16 protein-coding genes and 1 pseudogene are annotated in these 18,285 nt (G+C 51.2%); 6 read left to right on the top strand and 11 right to left on the bottom strand.

Annotated features, from left to right (window positions below; genetic code table 11):
• Window positions 1-33: 33 nt before the first annotated feature.
• Both mutT and RJP21_RS19440 read right to left on the bottom strand, forming a co-directional pair.
• On the bottom strand, window positions 34-1,092 hold the full coding sequence (mutT, locus tag RJP21_RS19445) for an 8-oxo-dGTP diphosphatase MutT (RefSeq protein ID WP_310860785.1): 1,059 nt from the start codon (window positions 1,090-1,092) through the stop codon (window positions 34-36).
• Window positions 1,093-1,402: 310 nt separating this feature from the next.
• Window positions 1,403-2,512: an amidase domain-containing protein gene (locus tag RJP21_RS19440; protein ID WP_310860784.1), complete on the bottom strand. Its 1,110-nt coding sequence runs from the start codon at window positions 2,510-2,512 to the stop codon at window positions 1,403-1,405.
• Window positions 2,513-2,905: 393 nt separating this feature from the next.
• Here RJP21_RS19440 and RJP21_RS19435 point away from each other — a divergent pair, with 393 nt between their 5' ends.
• Together RJP21_RS19435 and RJP21_RS19430 are read left to right on the top strand one after the other, a co-directional pair.
• On the top strand, window positions 2,906-4,411 hold the full coding sequence (locus RJP21_RS19435; protein ID WP_310860783.1) for an oligosaccharide flippase family protein: 1,506 nt from the start codon (window positions 2,906-2,908) through the stop codon (window positions 4,409-4,411).
• A gap of 636 nt (window positions 4,412-5,047) precedes the next feature.
• Window positions 5,048-5,983, top strand: a complete 936-nt coding sequence (locus RJP21_RS19430; RefSeq protein WP_310860782.1) for an NAD(P)/FAD-dependent oxidoreductase — start codon at window positions 5,048-5,050, stop codon at window positions 5,981-5,983.
• Window positions 5,984-6,317: 334 nt separating this feature from the next.
• On the opposite strand, the gene RJP21_RS19425 is transcribed toward RJP21_RS19430, so the two are convergent.
• The 5 genes from RJP21_RS19425 to RJP21_RS19405 form a co-directional block, all read right to left on the bottom strand.
• A complete protein-coding gene (locus RJP21_RS19425) occupies window positions 6,318-6,650 on the bottom strand; it encodes a YxeA family protein (protein WP_310860781.1) in 333 nt (110 codons plus the stop codon).
• 63 nt (window positions 6,651-6,713) lie between these two features.
• Window positions 6,714-8,645 (bottom strand): ABC transporter permease, encoded by a 1,932-nt coding sequence (locus tag RJP21_RS19420; RefSeq protein ID WP_310860780.1) that lies wholly within the window; start codon window positions 8,643-8,645, stop codon window positions 6,714-6,716.
• A complete protein-coding gene (locus RJP21_RS19415) occupies window positions 8,632-9,417 on the bottom strand; it encodes an ABC transporter ATP-binding protein (protein ID WP_160043552.1) in 786 nt (261 codons plus the stop codon). Before RJP21_RS19415 ends, RJP21_RS19420 begins: the two co-directional genes overlap by 14 nt.
• Window positions 9,418-9,680: 263 nt before the next feature.
• A complete protein-coding gene (locus RJP21_RS19410) occupies window positions 9,681-10,715 on the bottom strand; it encodes a sensor histidine kinase (RefSeq protein WP_397386246.1) in 1,035 nt (344 codons plus the stop codon).
• 18 nt (window positions 10,716-10,733) lie between these two features.
• Window positions 10,734-11,417, bottom strand: a complete 684-nt coding sequence (locus RJP21_RS19405; protein ID WP_160043554.1) for a response regulator transcription factor — start codon at window positions 11,415-11,417, stop codon at window positions 10,734-10,736.
• Window positions 11,418-11,603: 186 nt separating this feature from the next.
• Here RJP21_RS19405 and RJP21_RS31315 point away from each other — a divergent pair, with 186 nt between their 5' ends.
• From RJP21_RS31315 to RJP21_RS19395, 3 genes and pseudogenes are all read left to right on the top strand, one after another.
• Entirely contained in the window at window positions 11,604-11,693 is a 90-nt protein-coding gene (locus tag RJP21_RS31315; RefSeq protein WP_397386245.1) for a putative holin-like toxin, read from the top strand.
• Between the two features lie 268 nt (window positions 11,694-11,961).
• Window positions 11,962-12,180 (top strand): hypothetical protein, encoded by a 219-nt coding sequence (locus RJP21_RS19400; RefSeq protein WP_310860778.1) that lies wholly within the window; start codon window positions 11,962-11,964, stop codon window positions 12,178-12,180.
• Window positions 12,161-12,379 (top strand): annotated as a pseudogene (locus RJP21_RS19395) (helix-turn-helix domain-containing protein); the annotation flags it as partial. The gene RJP21_RS19400 and the pseudogene RJP21_RS19395, both read left to right, overlap by 20 nt.
• Before the next feature lie 73 nt (window positions 12,380-12,452).
• Here the strand turns inward: RJP21_RS19395 and RJP21_RS19390 are convergent.
• Together RJP21_RS19390 and RJP21_RS19385 are read right to left on the bottom strand one after the other, a co-directional pair.
• Window positions 12,453-13,217 carry a hypothetical protein gene (locus RJP21_RS19390; RefSeq protein WP_310860777.1) on the bottom strand — a complete coding sequence of 255 codons (765 nt, stop codon included), beginning with the start codon at window positions 13,215-13,217 and terminating at the stop codon, window positions 12,453-12,455.
• Window positions 13,218-13,321: 104 nt separating this feature from the next.
• On the bottom strand, window positions 13,322-14,197 hold the full coding sequence (locus RJP21_RS19385; protein ID WP_310860776.1) for an ADP-ribosylglycohydrolase family protein: 876 nt from the start codon (window positions 14,195-14,197) through the stop codon (window positions 13,322-13,324).
• Between the two features lie 217 nt (window positions 14,198-14,414).
• Here RJP21_RS19385 and RJP21_RS19380 point away from each other — a divergent pair, with 217 nt between their 5' ends.
• Window positions 14,415-14,891, top strand: a complete 477-nt coding sequence (locus tag RJP21_RS19380; RefSeq protein WP_310860775.1) for a hypothetical protein — start codon at window positions 14,415-14,417, stop codon at window positions 14,889-14,891.
• A 113-nt stretch (window positions 14,892-15,004) separates the two neighbouring features.
• Here RJP21_RS19380 and uvrA read toward each other — a convergent pair whose 3' ends face one another.
• On the bottom strand, window positions 15,005-17,551 hold the full coding sequence (uvrA, locus tag RJP21_RS19375) for an excinuclease ABC subunit UvrA (protein WP_310860774.1): 2,547 nt from the start codon (window positions 17,549-17,551) through the stop codon (window positions 15,005-15,007).
• 131 nt (window positions 17,552-17,682) lie between these two features.
• Window positions 17,683-18,174: an EVE domain-containing protein gene (locus RJP21_RS19370; RefSeq protein ID WP_310860773.1), complete on the bottom strand. Its 492-nt coding sequence runs from the start codon at window positions 18,172-18,174 to the stop codon at window positions 17,683-17,685.
• Between the last annotated feature and the right edge of the window lie 111 nt (window positions 18,175-18,285).

The raw sequence follows: 18,285 nt of genomic DNA, 5'->3' as shown, positions 1-18,285 counted from the left end.
TCTTTCTTTAACGGGGCGCCGCACTATTCCTTCCTAGTTTCTAAGCAGCATCCCTTGAAAATGAGGGCTTCCTTCGCCCATATCACGGGTATGGAAGTTTTCCATTTGAAAATAGATTTGGATGATCCGCTGAATCTCCTCATCCGGGTACATGGCAAAATAACGCTTCGGCTCATACGTATCCTGCTCCCAAATGCCGTCCGTAGACATGCCTCCATAAAGCCCCAAATAGAACAATCCGCCGGGCTTCAAAACGCGTTTGATTTCCGTGAGCACGCCGGGCAGCTGCGCTTTCGGCACATGCAGCAAGCAATTCATGGCGTATACCGCATCAAAGGAGCGATCCGCAAACTCAAGATGGTAAAAATCCATCACCCTTGCGCTCAGCCCTTTTTGCCTGCATAAACGGACCATTTCTTCGGATAAGTCTACGGCCGTGACATCAAACCCATGCTTTTTAAAAAACAAGCTGTCCCGCCCCGGACCCGCGCCGATTTCTAGAACGCTGTGCACATCATTCGACTGGAACGCATTCAGCACATTGTCCCGTTCCTCGGCCTTCCAGCCTTCCAGTTCCGCAGCGTTTCTGAGGTCTGCATGATTGTCGTATGCCTGTTTCAGCGTTGATTTGATGGATGAAAGTTCTCCGATTCCCCTCTCAACCACAGTAGCGTCTTCCGCAGGCCGTGCATGCCCAATCGAGCATCCCGCTTCAGCCGCCAGCATTTCAACGAACTTAACGTCCGCCGGCGCAAAGGCATACTCCCCAAGCTCATGCCGCTTCACCCAACGAACCTCGTCGTGATCTACCAGTTGGATGGTGCCGTCAATGAACCGTGCCTTATATGCAATCAGCCGGATATGCTTTTCGCCATAATGATGGTCGTTCGTTCCGAACCATGCGTAAGGCTCGATCGTGATTTGCATCTCCTCGCGAAGCTCACGTTTCAGACAGTCAATTGGCGATTCTCCGGACTCTAGCTTGCCTCCCGGGAATTCCCACAGGCCTGCCTGCGGTTTGCCGGGCTTTTTTCTGGCGATGAGGACTTGTCCTTGCTCGTTTTCGATGATTGCTGCGGCGACTTGGATCAAAGGGGGAACCTCCTTGTTCAATAGCTCAATTAATTTTTCTTCTAACAACTATTATCTCATTATCCCATATTGTCCTGAGCTTGTTTTTGTTTTTTAGTTCGTTTTAAGACTAAGTTTGTTTCACATATTCTACAATCTCTTCATCGAGAAGAGCTTTTTGTTCCATACCCCGATTATATATTTGAGAAGATACTTGTTTTGTCAGCACATATTAAATGCTAAACAAAAAAACCCCACACCCTCATGATGTGAAGTCCATTTCAAACTACTCAACCATCCCTTCCATAAACACCCCAGGGAACCGCCCCCCCTAATCCCTAACATGAATCAAAATATACTTCGTCGTTTGATCCCAGCCCAAATCGAATGGTACGCGATACCGATCGGCCGTATGCGAGTTCACCAGGAGATAGCCGTTGGCGTCTTGCCCGACGACGATTGAAAAGTGGTCCGTGTCCCCTTTCAGCTCGTAACCGATCAGATCGCCCGGCTGCAGCTTGGCAATCGCGCCATGCGGGTGCTTGTCGCTGGATCGCGTAATTTCTTCAAAGGTCCCTTTTGCAATGAGGCGGCCGTATCCGGAGTAAAACAAGAAGCGCTGAAAGGCATCCGTCTGCACCCATGCCTGGCTTCCGCCTCCCCGGTATCCCCATATGCCGGACATCGGCAATCCGCCGCCCTCCTTTTTATCGCCAAGCACCTGGGATGCGAAATTCGTGCAGTCTCCCCCCAGCGACGTATAATCCCGATAATTCCGGTTGTACCGGTTGTTATTGCCAGCCCCCCAAGCCAGTCCCGCATATTTGTTGGCGTAAGCGACGGCACGCTCCCGCTTGTATCTTCCTTCTTTTTTTGCGGTGTCCTGTCCGGGCGAAAGATGTGGAAAGCCGGAAGGGGAATCCGGGATTAAATCCGGGTTTTCTTCAAGCGGATCGAGATACCATTCCTTTTTTATTACCCATCCGTCGTTTGTCTTTTTTAATATGAGGGCATGCCGGGTGCCGAGCCCAAAGGATTGCGGGGGAACGGACAACGACTTGTAGCTGTAAGAAATTTTGGCGGATTGGACCAAGGAAATAACGGCTTGATCTCCGCTTGCCTTAAAACGGGCGATTCGAATGCGCGGTTCAGCGGCGACAAGCCGAAGTCCGCGTTTTTCAATCCATGCATGGATGTACGCTGCGCGTTTTAATTCCATTTGATAAGCGTGGCGGCCCCCGGCCTCGGACAGAGCATAATATTTCTCAATCGACTTCGGCTCCTGATGAATAAGCAGACTATTGCGATCTTGATACAATTGCTCCAGAAACGGCATCATCTTTTCTTTATCTTCGTCCTGCTGGGGGGAAAGCGCATAAGTATTCAATGGCGATAAGCAAAGGGTGAAAGAAATGCCAATCAGCAAAAGCAATCGTAACACAGCAAAAATCTCCCTTATTGTTTTATCAATTCATCGAATTTTCTATGATCATTTGCCTTCAGGCAAATCGAGAAGTTCCGGGACGGTTACTAATTTCACTCCGTTATTACGAAACGTTCGAATGATATCCGGCAATGCTTGGACTGTGTGCGGTTTGCGCTGCATCCGGAACCGATGATCAGGGCAATGAAAGGGATGATCCAAATGGCTTTCATGTGATGACTGACCCCTCTTTTTATTGAAATTCAACAATTATGCTTCCCACCATGAAAATGGAATATCCCTAAAAAAACGCAATCCATATCTTGGTCCTGGATAATTTTTCACCTCCTCGGACTACCTTCATCACTTCGTTCATATAATTTTGGGACAACGTTTCTTTGGGGTGAGAACATGCCGCTTCCTTCCTTCCTAAAACAAACCGTATTGCGCACTGGCATCATTTTTCTGGTTAAAGCCATCGGGCTTACTGTCCGCATCCCATTGTTTCGTCTGCTCGACTCGGAAGGAGCCGGCATCTACCAAATGGTTTACTCGATCTTTGGATTCGCGCTTACGCTCATCGTAGGCGGCTTCCCGACATCGCTGGCACTCATGACGGCCAAAAACCCCGCGCGCGGACTGCAATTTTTTAACCGTTTGTTTGTCCCGTTTATCATTTTGGGTGTTTGTTCCGGTTCCATCGGCTTCGCTGCAGCGCCATATCTTGCACATGTTCTCGGAGACAGCCGTCTGACATTCCCCATCCGCTGCATAACACCTGCACTTGTCATTATTCCCTTGTTGCAGCTATATCGCGGTTTTTTGCAAGGGGTCGAGTCTTACATGCAAATATCCGTTTCCGAACTGATCGAACAAGCGGTACGCGCCGGCACGATGCTTTTACTGGCTGTCTTATGGATAAAATACGGCATGCATGCCGCCGTCGGCGGGGCCGTGTTCGGTGCATTTACAGGCGGCGCGATCGCCCTATGTTTTTTATGGGGGTTAAGATACAGAAAAAAAACGACGTCCGCCCTAAACTTGGACGAAACGTCGACATTACGCCGGTCCATGTTTGGGCCGGAAGCCTTTCTTTTTATGAAGTCGTCCCTTGCCATCATGCTTACCCGTTTAATTTCGCCCACCTCCGACCTGCTCGATGCGCTTATTATTCCACGCCGGCTGCAGATCGCAGGACTTAGCCACGCGGGTGCCGTCGCGGTTTTCGGAGAAATATTCGGCATGGCATCGATCATCGTTTACCTGCCAACCATTGTTACCGCGGCATTGTCGTATACGATGGCTTCTAAACTGTCGGCCAGTTGGCAAAACGACAAAAGCGATGATTTTAAAGAACGGTCGAATTTATGCTTGGAAATCGGATGGTTGTGGGGGATCAGCTCTGCCATGATCCTGCTCTTTCATGCGGACGAGCTCTCCAAGCTTATCTTTGGAAACGAAGATGCGGCTGAGGCCATTCGCTGGATGTCTTTTGCCCCCATCGTGGCGGGCATGAGGGAACTTACGACAACGATTTTATGGACGATCGATCAAAAAAAGGCGCCTTTAACCGGTTCTCTCCTGGGTCTCGTCTGCTCAGCGGTTGCCGCTTATTGCTTAACGGCCATACCCGGGTTCGGCTACGCCGGCGCGGCCATCGGCATTTTTTTGTTCGAACTCGTTCCATTGCTCTGGAATGCTCTTGTTTTGCGCAAACATTGCAAAGGTGTATTATCCATAGGCCACTTATTAAGAGCCTCGCTATTTCTTGTGCTGATCCCCTTTCTCCATACTCCATTGGATGTCTTTCTGGTACATATCGGCCTGGAATCTTCGGTCATCCGATCGATTGTAAGCTTATTGTTTTTTACCGTGAACATTGGTTTATACATCTTGTACCGATATCGGAAAAAATAAAGCTTTATTCGCACTGATTTGTTGGATCATATCGGCATCCATTGTTTTAAATTTCTAATTTAGATAAGCAGTCTTCCCCTTCATATTTGTGGAGTAGAAGCACACATCTGAAAAGATCGTGTGCTTTTTTGTGAATCCGTTTATTTTGAAGCGCTCCATAAAAAACCGCCCCCGCCAACATCGGCGGGAGCGGCCATCCAACTCATACCCCTTTTAACGAATCCGCCTCACCCGACGGCGTCAACAAATGTTCACTTATCTTGGTAAGAAAAGCCGCCCATCTTGCTTGAAATTCGGGGTCGATCAACATTTTATTTACGGATTTAGGATTTCATCCACAAGTTCAAAAGAAATTGAATCTACTTTCCAGCCTTGTGCGGTATTGACGAGCGTCGCTCTACGGTAAAGTGTCTGTTTCGTCCATACCTTTTTACATCTAGTTTTTCCAGTGGAGAATTTAGGCTTTTTAATATTTGGATTTCCTTAACGGTGTAAAACTACATTTTCCTGGACGTCGCTACCCTTAAAGAAAAACATTCTTGACAGCTTTTAGTAATCGTAGTTATTATAGACTCATAATATCTGTTATATAATCGTACTCATTTTACTAAGAGATCGTTATAAGGAGGAAAGAACATGATGAATCGCAAAACTTCAGAAGACCATGATGATATCTTCGATGTGGCGGTGGTAGGGGCAGGAGCTGCAGGGCTAAGTGCAGCACTTTTTCTCACTCGAGCCCGTCGCCGAACGGTCGTTTATGACGGAGGACCCGTTCGCAATTCAATGATCTTTAAGATTCATGAATACCTTGGGCATGAAGGAAGTACACCGGCAGAATTCTTGGAACGCGGGCGTTCCGAGGTGGTAAGCTACGGCGGAGAAATTCGCAGGGAGACCGTATTGAAGATCGAAGGAAGGCCCGACGAGCTCTTTGATGTCTGGGGCAGCAAGATGAAGATCACGGCTCGGGCCGTCGTGCTGGCCACAGGGCTGGTCGATGTGCTCCCAACGGTGCCCGGCTTAAAAGAGGGGTTGGGCAAGTACGTTCATCTGTGCCCATGCTTCAGCGGATATGAAGTTCGGGACAAACCTTTCGTAGCCTTTGGACTACCGGAGCGCCTTGCCCACCTCGGAAAGTTCCTGACTGCGTGGTCTTCAGACGTAACGGTCGTAAGCCCACACGAGTTCGACTCCGACACGCTGACAAGGCTTGATGGATTCGGAGTTAAAACCGTTCAAGACGAGGTGACCGCTCTGGTACGGGAAGGGGACCAACTTGTCTCCGTCGCCACAGCGAGCGGCAGGGAAGTGCCATGTGAAGCCGTTTTTGTGGCAGCCCCTTTCAAAGCCGTGTCTGAACTGGCTGCCTCTCTCTGTGAAGTAGACGAAGCCGGTTTCGCAGTTACCGATACGTACGGAAGAACGAGCCGACCAGGAGTATGGGCGATCGGGAATGCTACTGATCAGCTTGCCCATCTCGTTCATTCAGCCGCCGCCGGTGCTAATATTGGACCTTGGGTCGTTGACTATTTGCTTGAAACATCCTTGAATCCGAAGAAGAAAGAATAGGCACCGATGACCGAAATTTCTTTTCCATGGGCCCAGGCCATGGATCTGTGAAATGGTCCCGTATATACAACAGCGCCCTTTCACTTCCTTCTCGGAAGTGAAAAGGCGCAATAGTCTTTCTTCACACAAGAAAGATATGCCCGCTGAACACTGCCATAGCGCATGTACGTGTTTTTTCCCCGTGTATTCTCGATAGTATGATTAAAACACAAAAACCCGTAAGAGGTCACTTTTTTCAAAGTGTCCATCTTACGGGTTACAGTTTGGCTTCACCGAATGCTTTCCCCATTCAAGCTGCTATTCTAACCTTATTTTTATCTAACCTTGATTCTCCTTACCACCCAATCCCCTTCGGCAAATCCTCCTTCTTCACCTGCTCCCATTCCTGCACATACGCCCCCTTCGCGAGCACCTTCAAATAGACCCCTTGCTTCAAATCAACGCTGGACGTAAACGTCACGTCTTTCTTTTTGCCCTCGGTATTGTACCCGCTCAGGTTGTACTTGAATCGGTGATCTTCCGGCTTTGCCGGTTGATTGACCTGGACGTAGACGTATTCTTTGGTTATGAACGGGTTGAAGCGATCGACGACGTCCTTGTACGAAAAAACGAAAAACGCTGCAAAAATGACGATGATAAAAGCGGCAACTGCGCCGAATTTTTTCATGATGGTTCCTCCTCTTTATCCCACGGATTCGATACAAAAATGGTTTTCCTAACGTTGAGCCTGCTAAAACATCGCGTTTTTGACGATTTTCCGGTAATAGCCGATGGTCAAAACCGCAAACACAAAATAGATTAACGCATACAGCCCCATTGCAATGACTGAGGGCACGGTGATGTCGGACAGCACCAGGATCGAGGCCGCTTTGACGGCGAAGACGGAATGCAGGATGCCGATCAGAAGCGGGATGGCGAAAACAAACAGCTGCTTGCGCACGATGCCCCTCATGATGTCCTTCTCGTCAAAGCCGAGCTGCCGCAAGGTCTTGAAGCTTCTTTTTTCCTGCTCCGCTTCCGTCATTTGCTTGAAGTACAAAATGCTGCCCGTCGAAATGAGGAACACAAGCCCCAGAAATGCCGAGATAAACATCATTAGACCGAGCGAATGAAGCGCAGCTTCGTATTGCGTATGAAAATCGGGTTCGAAGTCGTCCTCCGACACGTATTTGGCGTAAAGGGCCGATGCCTTGGCACGCTCCGCTTTGCTCGGGACCTGGTACGTATCCAAGCGGACTTTTTCGTATCCGGGAGATCCCGGCATGCTCTTCTCAAGCTCCTGCACGGTCGCTTCCGAGGTCACCAGCTGAGCGCCGTAAACGCTGTAGTTCATGACGTATTGAATGACGAGGTCCGTCAGCCGGAGTTTTTTCGTTTCCCCATTTTTGCCTAGAACGATTTCTTTCGGAAACCCCATGCCTTCCTTGTCTTTTTTTCCTTCGAGATTCACCCGCGCATCGTACAGAACGGCCTCGCCTTTCGGCGGCACCTTCACCTTCATGCCTGCTTTCTGCAGCTGCTCCGCCGGGAGAAAAAGCATCCCCTGAGCAGATTCTTCCGATATCCCTTTCGGATCGCTGATCCGCCCTTTTAGCCGGACCGCTTCGACCGGTTGATAATCGAACCGGATGCCTGCCTTCTCCAGCTCCGCGCCAAACGATTTGGCGTCCTTTTCTTTATTTTCGAACACAAAATCGTACGGCAGCGAGATACGGGTATCGCTTTCCGCCGAAAAATAAAGCGAGTAAGCCAGCGCCACCATCGTGAGCGTCATGGCCGACAGCACCGTGATCAAAGTCAGCGAGTTGGCGTTTGCCTTCATCCGGTGCATCAGCGGGGCGAGGGACAAGCTGTTCCGCAGCCCGAGATGCCCGTCTTTTCTTTTCCGGAACTGGTAAAACAGCCAGCCGATCGTCACCCGGAACAGCAAGTACGTCCCCAGAATCGTCGAAAGCAGCACCAACAGCATGTTAAAAAACAGCATGTCGTTTACCATATGCCCCGACAGATCATAACCGTAAATGATCAGCGCAATGCCAAGCAGGGCAAGGAACGCGGCCGCGATCGTTTTCGGCTTTTTGGGATGGTCGCCTTGGCGGTCCGCGTTAAACAGCTCGAGCAGCGTGCTGCGGTATACCGTGAGCGTCATCTGGACCGACGTGAATATGATCAGCGCGGCAAAAACAATCACCGTCTGCAGCGCAGCAGTGGCCGAAAAAGCGATCCCGACGATGCCTTCGAAGCCCAGCAGCTTCATCAGAATGAGCAGGAACAGCCGCGATACGAGCGCGCCGCAGCCGATACCGAGCAGAAGGGCACCCAAGCCCAGCAGCATGTTTTCGATGATCAAAAACCGGGCCACGCCCATCTTCGACAGGCCGATCAGCTGGTACAGCCCGATTTCCTTGCTGCGCCGCTTCAGAAAGATGCTGTTGGCGTAGACGGTAAATACGGCGACGATGACGAGCAGCAAAATTCCCGCCACACGGAACGACGTCGCAAAATTCACGTCCGAGCCCATCCGCTCCACGACCGACGAATCATGCTGCAGCGTCGCAAAGACGAAGTACAAACTCATGCTGAATATGAGCGCAAAAAAGTACAGGTAGTAATGTTTGATGTTTTTCCGAATGCTGCGGATGACCAGTTCAAATAACGTCAACGTTGTCCCCCCCAAGCACGGCCTGCACGTCCATGATTTCCTTGAAGAAGGACGGTCGCGTTTTGTCGCCGCGGTACAGCTCGGAATAGATTTGTCCGTCCTTCAGGAACACGACCCGGCTGCAGTAGCTGGACGCAACGGGATCATGCGTGACCATCACGATCGTTACGGCACGTTTTTTGTTGAGGTCCTCCATCGTTCCCAGCAAAGAGGAAGCCGATTTGGAATCCAAAGCGCCCGTCGGTTCATCCGCAAAAACCATCGAAGGCCGGTGGATCAAAGCGCGGGCAGCGGACGTGCGCTGTTTTTGGCCGCCCGATATTTCATGGGGGTATTTGTTCGCCAGTTCCCGGATGCCGAGAATGTCGGCGATGATCTTGAATTCCTCTTCCGCCAGCCTTTTGTCCATTTTGCTCAGGGAGATCGGAAGCAGGATGTTTTCCTTCACGGTCAGCGTGTCAAGCAGGTTGTAATCCTGAAAAATGAACCCCAGCTTGTTCCGGCGAAACGCGGAAAGCTCCGAATCCTTCATTTTTGAAATGTCGGCGTCGTCGATCAGAATCGTTCCTTCCGTCGTGCGGTCGATGGTCGCGAGGACGTTCAGCAGGGTCGTTTTGCCAGAGCCGGAAGGCCCCATGATGCCCACGAATTCCCCTTCCATGACGCGAAGATCGATGCCTTTTAACACCTGCTGGGCGCTGCCTTTCGAGCCGTACGATTTGCGGACGTTCTGCGCGCGCAGCACCGTTTTTTGCGAATTTATATCATTCATAATGAACCTCCATGTTTTGCTGTATCCTCATTGTACTTTCGTTCACCGGGTGTTGTCGCACGTTTTGGATGACAAGCGGGCGGGGTTATGTGACAATGTCGTCACGTTGAGCGCGGCTGCTTTGGGCCGCCCTTTTTCCGCAACATTCGAACAGACCGGCCAATTCAAAAAAGCAGTCAGGAAAGCCCTGGCTGCTTGGTTGTTATCATTTATCATTATGAAAACAATCCGTCGTTCATATTCCGGCTAACGGAACGAATGCATTATGTCAGCATCCCTCTCCGAACCGACTCAAAATCGTTTTTAGCCGTAAAAATCATCCGCAGCGCCGTTCCTTGGTTTTGTCCGGATGATGCTCCGAGCGTAATCCCGATTTTGGACGCGACGGTTTGCGCAAGATACAGCCCGATGCCCGTCGCCGCGTTTTGGATTCTGCCGTTCCCGCCGGTGAAGCCTTTATCGAAAATGCGCGGCAGGTCATGCGCCGGAATGCCCGGCCCTTCGTCTTTGATGACCAGCATCGCATTTCCGTTCCCCGTCACGCCTGTTGCGATCCGAATGGTCCCGCCCTCCGGGCTGTATTTGACGGCGTTCGTCAACAATTGCCTGATGATAAACCGGCACCATTTCCGGTCGGTAACGACCTCCCCGTCTTCGCCTTCGAATTCGACCGCGATGTTTTTTTCCATGCACCAGGAAGCGAGGTCGCGCACCTCTTCCGCGGCAAGCCGCCGAACGGACGCCGGCTCCAGCACGTAATCCGACTCGAGGGAAGGAAGGCGCGCCATATGCAGCTGCCGGTCGATCAGCAAATGAATCCGCAGCCACTCGGCTTCGATTTTCCGGATCGCAGGATCGTTGCGGTTGGCATCGATCGTAAGTTTCATCGCGGTCAGCGGCGCCTTCACTTCATGAATCCAGGACGCCGTAAAATCATTTTCGATCAACTGCGCCTGCTTCACATCGGAGAGCTTTCGTCTGTAAAACAGATCGGCTGAACGCAGCGCCTCGCTTGTGACTACATCCGGGAAAAAGACGGGCTCCGGCAAGGTTTCGATCCAGTCCTCAGTTATGTTTTCGCTTCGTGCCGCGAGCGCCGCCGCATATTTCGTTTCCGTTTTATAACGCCACACCAAAAACACGGCAACGACGAACAGAAATAAGACGTTCAAATAGATCATGGAGCTTGCGTTAACCGCAATGCCGTGATCGAGCAGAATGAGTACGTCGGTCAAACCGAGCAGCGCCAGAAACAAAAAGATCCAGCTTTTTTTATAACCAACATAACGTAAAAACACGCCAACCATGCGCCCCCTTTATAACGTGACGGCCATGTAACCAAGCCCTTTTTTCGTGACGATCGCTTCTTCGAGCCCAAGCACCGCCAGCTTTTGGCGCAAGCGCGTCACATTGGCCGTGAGGGTGTTGTCATTGACGAAATGCTCATCCTCCCACAGCTTCCGGATCAGGTCATGACGTGATACGATTTCATTGTTCGCCTGAACAAGGACGGCGAGAATGAAAAATTCGTTTTTCGTCAAATCGGCCTCCCGGCCGTCTCTGCGGATGGCGCCGCGCTTCATGTCGATCACCGCGCCGTTCCATTCGATCACGTCAGCCGCCTCTTCTCCGTAAGCGTACGTCCGGCGGAGAATCGCCTGGATTTTGGCCAGCAGCACATCCATGTGAAAAGGCTTCTGGATGTAGTCGTCCGCGCCCATGTTCATCGCCATCACCATATCCATCGGATGATCCCGCGAAGACAGGAACAAGATCGGCACCTTCGATACGGCGCGGATTTCCCGGCACCAGTGAAAGCCGTCGTATTTCGGAAGCTGAATGTCCAAAATGACAAGATGAGGTTCAATCTGAATAAAGGAACGCATGACGTCATCAAACGAATCCGGTCCCGTGACGCGCAGAGACCATTTTTCCAGCCGTTCCTTCAGAGCTTCAAAGATATGGGCATCGTCTTCGACGATAAAAATGTTCATATCCATCGGAATACCGTCCCCTTTCGTTACATGTATTGTAAATCATAGAGGGCGTGATTTGAAATACGAGGCAAGATAAAGGACCTTTCCTTAAATAGAAAAAGGCCCTCCAACGAGGGCCCTATGGTATAATATGGATTGTACAACATTTCGGCTATAAGGGCGGTCGGCTAGTCTCCCATACGGGAGGTGATGCCTATGACAGCGTATGAAGCGATAAGCTTGATGCTTGCCTTCGGGACGTTAATCGTCGCGCTGCTTTCGTTTAATAAACGAAAATAGACCGCCCTAGGTAAGGATTCGGTCTATTTTCTGATCAACCTTACGGCCGACCGCTCTTTTAGCGGCTGTTGTGCTGAGGGATCGTGTTCCAGCACGGTCCCTTCTTTATTGTTATCTTAGCATATGGCGAAATATACCTCAAGGTACGCTTCGCCCCGCCAAACCATTCACCACGAACTTCACGCGGCTCCTTGCAATAACGTACTATTCCCTATCGGCTTCCGCGCTCTATAATGCAAGAAACCTACTCTTGAAGGAGCCTGAAAGCATGAACACCATGTCGTTTCTGTTATACTGTATCGTAGTCACCTTTACGCCCGGGCCTTCGAATATCGTCATTTTGGCTGCCGTGAATCAAGGCGGCTTCAAGCCCACCTTAAAGTATATTGCCGGAGCCTCTCTGGCTTTTGTTCTGCTGATCGTCGCTTCGGTGACGGTAAACCGGGAATTGCTCGCCGGCAATCCACCAATTCATCCGCGCTTTTAAAGCCAACACCGGCATCTCGCCCTACCAGTATTTCGTCAACTGCCGGTTAGAGCAGGCAAAGCAAATCATCGAACAGCAAAAAGACGTTTATCTGGCCGTAAGCAGCTGCGGTTTTGTTGACCTGGCCCATCTGAACCGGCATTTTAAACAGATGTACGGCACGACGGCTTTCGAATATTTGTCCTATGTCGAAGGGTAAAATGTGACCTATCGTTCTGCTTGGCTCTTCGACCTGTACCCGAAAAGGATGGCAGGCTGGAGAGCCTTTTCATTTATTCGGATACCAGCCGCTTCTTGTCCAAATCCAACCGGTATTGTATTTTCCCGATGGGGTCGCCGCCCGCCCCAACAGGCGGATGCACGACCAATTTGTCGTTTTCAACATGAGGAAACGGATCGATTTCGGAATAAACCAGCGTAGGAAACTCATATCCGTTGCTAACGATTTGCAGAGGAAAAGCTTCGCCGCTGCGTTGATCGACCGCAAACAGATATCCTTCCACCCCATGACCCGTTTTGTACTGCGGGCTAAGAACGTAAACGTCGGCATCCTTGAAACGAACCCTCTCGAAGGACAGCTTTTCGTCATCGGGCCGTGCAAACATCAAAGCGGGCAGCTCCAGCAATACCCGATTTTCTTTTCCCTGCCGATAAATAACGGAATAATCGCTTTGAAACGTTTTGTCGCCTTCCCGTCCGTAATTGCTCGGCACGACCAAATGACCAAGCTCCTCCCACCCGTTCGAAATCATCATTAAAGTTCCTTGCTCCGTGACCGTCTCGGCACGAACGGATGGAGTATCTTTCACCGAGTCGAGTTCGGTGGAAGCCGTAAGAATCGATTTCGGAAACTGGCTGGCGAGCTTGCTTGGGGTTTCCGCCCCGGGCGAAACTTCGTCTTTTTCAATGGCTTGATCGGCGGGATTCGACGCGGAAAGATCCGTGGAGCGATCAAGCTCAACCGCCGCCCGAGGCGTGCAGCCTATCAGCAGTCCAAACCATAAAAGGGACGCAGAAAATAAAACCTTCGTGTTCATATGAATTCTCCCCGTTTTCGCTTACCATGCGTTTCCTTCATTGTACACTCCGAATCCATCCAAAAAGTTTATAAAATGTATTTCATTGTTTAAATTTCCGTCATCTAAGTTCTGAGTGCATACAACCCCGAAATAACCCGGTCAAGCCTCTCTTTAACCAGAATCGCCTCCGCATATCGGGCGGGAATGCCTTCATAACCATAGTGGATACCGGCTAACCCGCCCGCGATGGCGCCGATCGTATCGGAATCGCCTCCCAAATTTGCCGCCAGCTGCACGACGCCCGCAAAATCCGGCGCATGGAGCAAAATATGCAGCACCCACCGGAAGGTATGGACCACGTAACCGCTCGGCGGGCAATCCGGCTGCGCTTCAATCACACCTTCGTACTCGCTTCCCGCCGCCTCGGCCAATATCGCCGCTCTTAGGTTTTCCCCCTGCAAAAGACGCTCAGCGATCCGGTTGTACAGGATGCAGGCTTCCGCGCACCTTGGATCGTAATGCGTCATCCGCGACTGCATGGTTGTCACCCGCTCCATGTCCGCCGGGTCGCTGTAGGCCAGCGCCGCCGGCAGGCATCGCATGAGGGATCCGTTTCCGCCGCTTTGCCCCATATCCATATGCGCAACAAAGGCCGCTTCGAACCAGTCCCCCTCGTATTTTTCAAACACGTGGCGGATAATGTTTCCGATGTCTTTGGGATGCGACCCATACCATGCCATAAAACGGCGCCCGATCGCCTCCAACGGCTCCTTCGGATTTTCGAGAATCCCTTCCGCCACGCAAAGCGTCATCATCGTATCGTCGGTCACTTCCCCCGGTTCCAGGCTCCACACGCCCCCGCCGATGATCTCCGTCAAATAGCCGTGTTTCGCCTCGACCTCTTTTGCGCTCATAAACTCCGTCGTTCCACCCAGCGCGTCACCTACGGCCACGCCATACAGCCCGCCCTTAATGCGGTCGAATAATTGATTTTCCATGAGGCACCTCGTTTCCTGATTTGGAGAAAGAATTCCCGGCAAATGCTTATTTAGCTATGATTATACCAAAACAGGAAGCTTATGTTGGGGGGTGCAGTTGGGAAGCCTGGTGCAAGCTCCGGTTAATGCACGGGGTCCACACTTTTCGGAGAATATTATAGATAAAGCAGCAACAGTCGGCATTTTTCCGACGTCTTTTAAATGGAGGTGTTTATCCATGAAGATTATGGTCGTTGTTGCCATTCTTTTGAATTTGTTCGTCTTTCAGTCCGTTAATCTGGAGCAACTTCCTTCAACAAACACAGGGATGGAATCCAAGAAAACGGATATGAAGGACTTTACGGCCCGCGTCACCGTTCCGAAGAAACTGAAAACGGGCAAGGCGTTTGCGGTAAAAGCCAAGCTTCAAGTGAACACGGAACAAAAAATGACGATGATGAGCAGGGAGAACATATTCGTATTTTTGATTAAAGATAGAAACGGAAAGCAAATCAACTCTTTTGGGGTTCATGATGTAGGCAAGGTTCGGACGCTCTCCGGTAAAGAGACGATTTCAGAGGTATATCACTATAAGATGAAGGAACCGGGCGTCTATATCATTTCTGCAGTTGCGGAATTTAAAGTAAATAAAGATGGAAGCATCAAGGACTATAAAATGGAAACCGATCCCCAAACGGTTGAAGTAACGGAATGACTTTAAAATAAAAATCTTAAACAAAACGGCAAAGGCAGCTCCAAAGTTTTCTTTGGAACTGCCTTATCATTTTCCGATGAACGGTATGGCGTAAAGGCTCCTCCCGGCTTAGATTACTTCCGAGCGCGCGAGAGATGGGCCGCCAAGTATGTTCCGGTATGGGAACCTTTGGTGGCGGCGACTTCTTCCGGCGTGCCCTGAGCGATCAAGCGTCCTCCCTCTTCGCCGCCCTCCGGCCCGAAATCGGCCACCCAGTCCGATTCCGCAATAAGGTCGAGATTATGCTCGATCACGATCACCGTATTGCCGGCGTCTACCAATCGGTTCAGCAAGGAGCAGAGCTGACGTACATCCCATGGATGGAGCCCCGTCGTCGGCTCATCCAACAAATAGAGGGTATGTCCTTGGTTTTTTTTGCCCAGTTCCTTCGCCAGTTTGATGCGTTGGGCTTCTCCGCCCGACAAGGTCGATGTCGGTTGTCCCAGCTGCAAATAGTCCAGTCCGACCTCGCACAGCAGCTTCAGCTTCCCGGCAATTTCCGGCTCCACGAAAACCGGAGCGTTCTCCCGGACCGTCCCGTCGAGAACGTCCGATATGCTGTAACCGTTGTACTTCACTTCGAGCACTTCATCCGTGAACCGTTTCCCCCGGCAGGCCGGGCAGCGTACTTCCACGTCAGGCAAAAAATGCATTTCCAGCTGCAGCGTGCCCATGCCCTGGCATTTCTCGCATCTGCCGCCCGGGGTATTGAAGGAAAAATGCTTGGACGACAATTTTTTCTTCCTCGCTTCCGGAAGGCTGGCGAACAAGCTGCGGATCGGTGTAAAAAGATCGGTGTATGTCGCGATGTTGGAACGCGATATTCGTCCGATGGGGGACTGGTCAACGGCTATGATTTTGTCGATATGCTCCCATCCGTCAATGCGCTCGTGTTTGCCTGGCATCACGTTCGTCCCGTGAAGACGCGCCCTGGCCGCAGGCTCCAATATATCGAAGAGGAGGGTGGATTTGCCGGAGCCGGATACCCCCGTAACGGTGATCAGACAGCCTAGCGGAAATGCGACGGTCATATTTTTCAAATTATGGGCGGATGCGTTTCGTATCGTGATGCGTTCTTGATTTCCGGTGCGTCGTTGCCGTTCGGGGCGCCCCTGTTCCTCTTCGCGCAAAAATCGGCCGGTTACGGACTCGGGACTGGCTTTCAGCTGATCCAAGGTTCCGGAGCCGACAACGGTGCCTCCGTGTTTGCCGGAGCCTGGTCCGATGTCGATGATGTGGTCCGCCGCTCTCATCACCTCCGTATCATGCTCGATGACGAGCACGGTGTTCCCCAAATCGCGCAGCTGCTTCAATACGCTGACCAATTTGCCCGTATCCCGCGGGTGAAGCCCGGTGGTGGGTTCGTCGAGCACGTACAGGACACCGGTCAGGCCGGAACCGAGAAGCGACGCAAGCCGGAGCCGCTGGGCTTCGCCGCCTGAAAGCGAGTTGGCCTGGCGGTCCAGCGTCAAATAATCCAGACCGACATGGATCTGGCGGCGGATCCGTTCTGCCAGATCGTTCAAGATGGGCTCCAGGATCAGCCGGCCCGCCTCCGTGAGCTGCTCCTCCATCTTCTCAAGCCAGGCAAGAAGTTTGCGCAGAGAATAGGAGGCAACCTCGACGATGGACAAGCCATGGATGGTCACTTGCCGGCTTTCCTGCCGAAGCCGCGTTCCCTTGCAATGGGGACAGGTTTGTTGAATGAAATAACGGTCCGTTTTGCCGGAAGATTGAAATTCGCCGTCTTTCTCGCGATGTCTCCTTAACAGTTGGGTCACGATGCCTTCAAAATTGCCTTTTCCGACGGATTTGGGGGGCCGTATATCCGGAAAATGCGCCTTAAACTCCTCACTGCCGGCTCCGTATAACAGAAAATCGCGCGTGTTCGCGTCAAACCGCCGAATGGGCATGTTCGGCTCGAATGCAAAGCCGTAATGCTTGGCGGCGGCGGACAAAACATCCGAATAATAGTCGCGGACCCAATTTTCCCACATCAGGACGCCGCCTTCGGGAATGCTCTTGTCTTCGTCGAGCAGCTGTCCGATATCGACGGTGGTTATCATCCCAAGTCCGGTGCATGCCTCGCATGCTCCTTCGGGTTTGTTGAAGGAGAAATGGGCCATTTTCAATTTCGGCATTTGCGTTTTACAGTGGGGACATTTCACGCCGGGCGTTTTTGAATTCTGCTCTTCAAGCTCTTCCTGGTCCATATCCATGATGACCGGATCGCTTTCAAAATCGGCGGGAACCGTCTTGCCGCATGATGGACAAACGCGAACGCCAAGCTTGGCATAGAGGACACGCAAGTAGGTGTATATCTCGGTAACCGTGCCGACCGTCGACCGGGGATTCCGGTTTGAACGGTGCTGGCTCACGCTGATGGACGGGGACAGGCCCCGAATGGAATCCACCCGCGGTTTGCTGATGAAGTCCGTCACCATCCCCATGGACTCCATATATTGTCTTTGGCATTCCTTTTGCAGCGTATCCATCGCAAGGGATGACTTTCCCGAACCCGAAAGTCCGGTTAACACGATCAGCTTGCGTTTTGGAATCCGCAGGGAGATGTTTTTTAAATTATGCTCCCTCGCGCCTCGGATTTCGATATATTCGGTCATGGCTGTTTCCCTCATTTCACCTAAAACTGACTTTACCATCAGTATAAACCTCAATTATGACATAAGTTGACGTAGTTGAGAGATGAGGGATACATTAGTCCAAGCCGTCCTTCCTCTTTGATAGTCTAGAGCTAAGAAAGGGGCAGCGCTTCCTCCCATCCCTCCCCAAGCATCTCATTCGCTATGATGATAAAGTCCTCCTGACTAATCTCCAGTTGCCCGAACCTAAATGAATACCCCCAGCCAACTTTTCCTTTGGTGAAGCTCAGCTTGTCCAACAAACCGGCAATTTTCACGCTACGGCAAGGGAAATAACGTATATTCCGGCGATATGGGACAAAATCCTCCCTCATTTTAAAAGGATAGACTTCATCGTCCACGACCTGACCGATCGCCGTAAAAGATTGCAGCGTTTGTCCGCCTTTCATTTCCGTCCGCGGCGAATAGTACATGAGCCAATCCCCTTGTCGCATTCTGCGGAGCGGAGCGGCTTTGCCGTGGCAAAGCTGCGCGAAACCGCCTTCCTCTCCATATCTGACATGAGCTTCGGAGACGACGCCAATCCAATAACGCCGCTGCTGTTGGTTTTGACTCGACATATTTGCAACGTTGGTTTCACGCATGAAATGCACCTCCAAAAATTGAACGAGTGGCATCGCTGGATGCGGATCCGTTTACCATGACCACTTTTCGTTTGATGGTCTAATGATAAAAAAACGCTACTGACAGCAGTA

The organism is Paenibacillus sp. VCA1, assembly GCF_031583795.1.
Classification (GTDB): Bacteria; Bacillota; Bacilli; order Paenibacillales; family Paenibacillaceae; genus Paenibacillus_AQ; species Paenibacillus_AQ albilobatus.
Note: the sequence above shows the minus strand (reverse complement) of the source record. Positions and strands in the feature narration are given on the sequence as shown.

Excerpts from the sequence above, each read along its gene's own strand:
- RJP21_RS19435 (WP_310860783.1), top strand. The coding sequence starts at position 2,906 with ATGCCGCTTCCTTCCTTCCTAAAACAAACCGTATTGCGCACTGGCATC.
- RJP21_RS19430 (WP_310860782.1), top strand. The coding sequence starts at position 5,048 with ATGATGAATCGCAAAACTTCAGAAGACCATGATGATATCTTCGATGTG.
- RJP21_RS19425 (WP_310860781.1), bottom strand. The coding sequence starts at position 6,650 with ATGAAAAAATTCGGCGCAGTTGCCGCTTTTATCATCGTCATTTTTGCA.
- RJP21_RS19415 (WP_160043552.1), bottom strand. The coding sequence starts at position 9,417 with ATGAATGATATAAATTCGCAAAAAACGGTGCTGCGCGCGCAGAACGTC.
- RJP21_RS19405 (WP_160043554.1), bottom strand. The coding sequence starts at position 11,417 with ATGGATATGAACATTTTTATCGTCGAAGACGATGCCCATATCTTTGAA.
- RJP21_RS31315 (WP_397386245.1), top strand. The coding sequence starts at position 11,604 with ATGCCTATGACAGCGTATGAAGCGATAAGCTTGATGCTTGCCTTCGGG.
- RJP21_RS19400 (WP_310860778.1), top strand. The coding sequence starts at position 11,962 with ATGAACACCATGTCGTTTCTGTTATACTGTATCGTAGTCACCTTTACG.
- RJP21_RS19390 (WP_310860777.1), bottom strand. The coding sequence starts at position 13,217 with ATGAACACGAAGGTTTTATTTTCTGCGTCCCTTTTATGGTTTGGACTG.
- RJP21_RS19385 (WP_310860776.1), bottom strand. The coding sequence starts at position 14,197 with ATGGAAAATCAATTATTCGACCGCATTAAGGGCGGGCTGTATGGCGTG.
- RJP21_RS19380 (WP_310860775.1), top strand. The coding sequence starts at position 14,415 with ATGAAGATTATGGTCGTTGTTGCCATTCTTTTGAATTTGTTCGTCTTT.
- uvrA (WP_310860774.1), bottom strand. The coding sequence starts at position 17,551 with ATGACCGAATATATCGAAATCCGAGGCGCGAGGGAGCATAATTTAAAA.
- RJP21_RS19370 (WP_310860773.1), bottom strand. The coding sequence starts at position 18,174 with ATGCGTGAAACCAACGTTGCAAATATGTCGAGTCAAAACCAACAGCAG.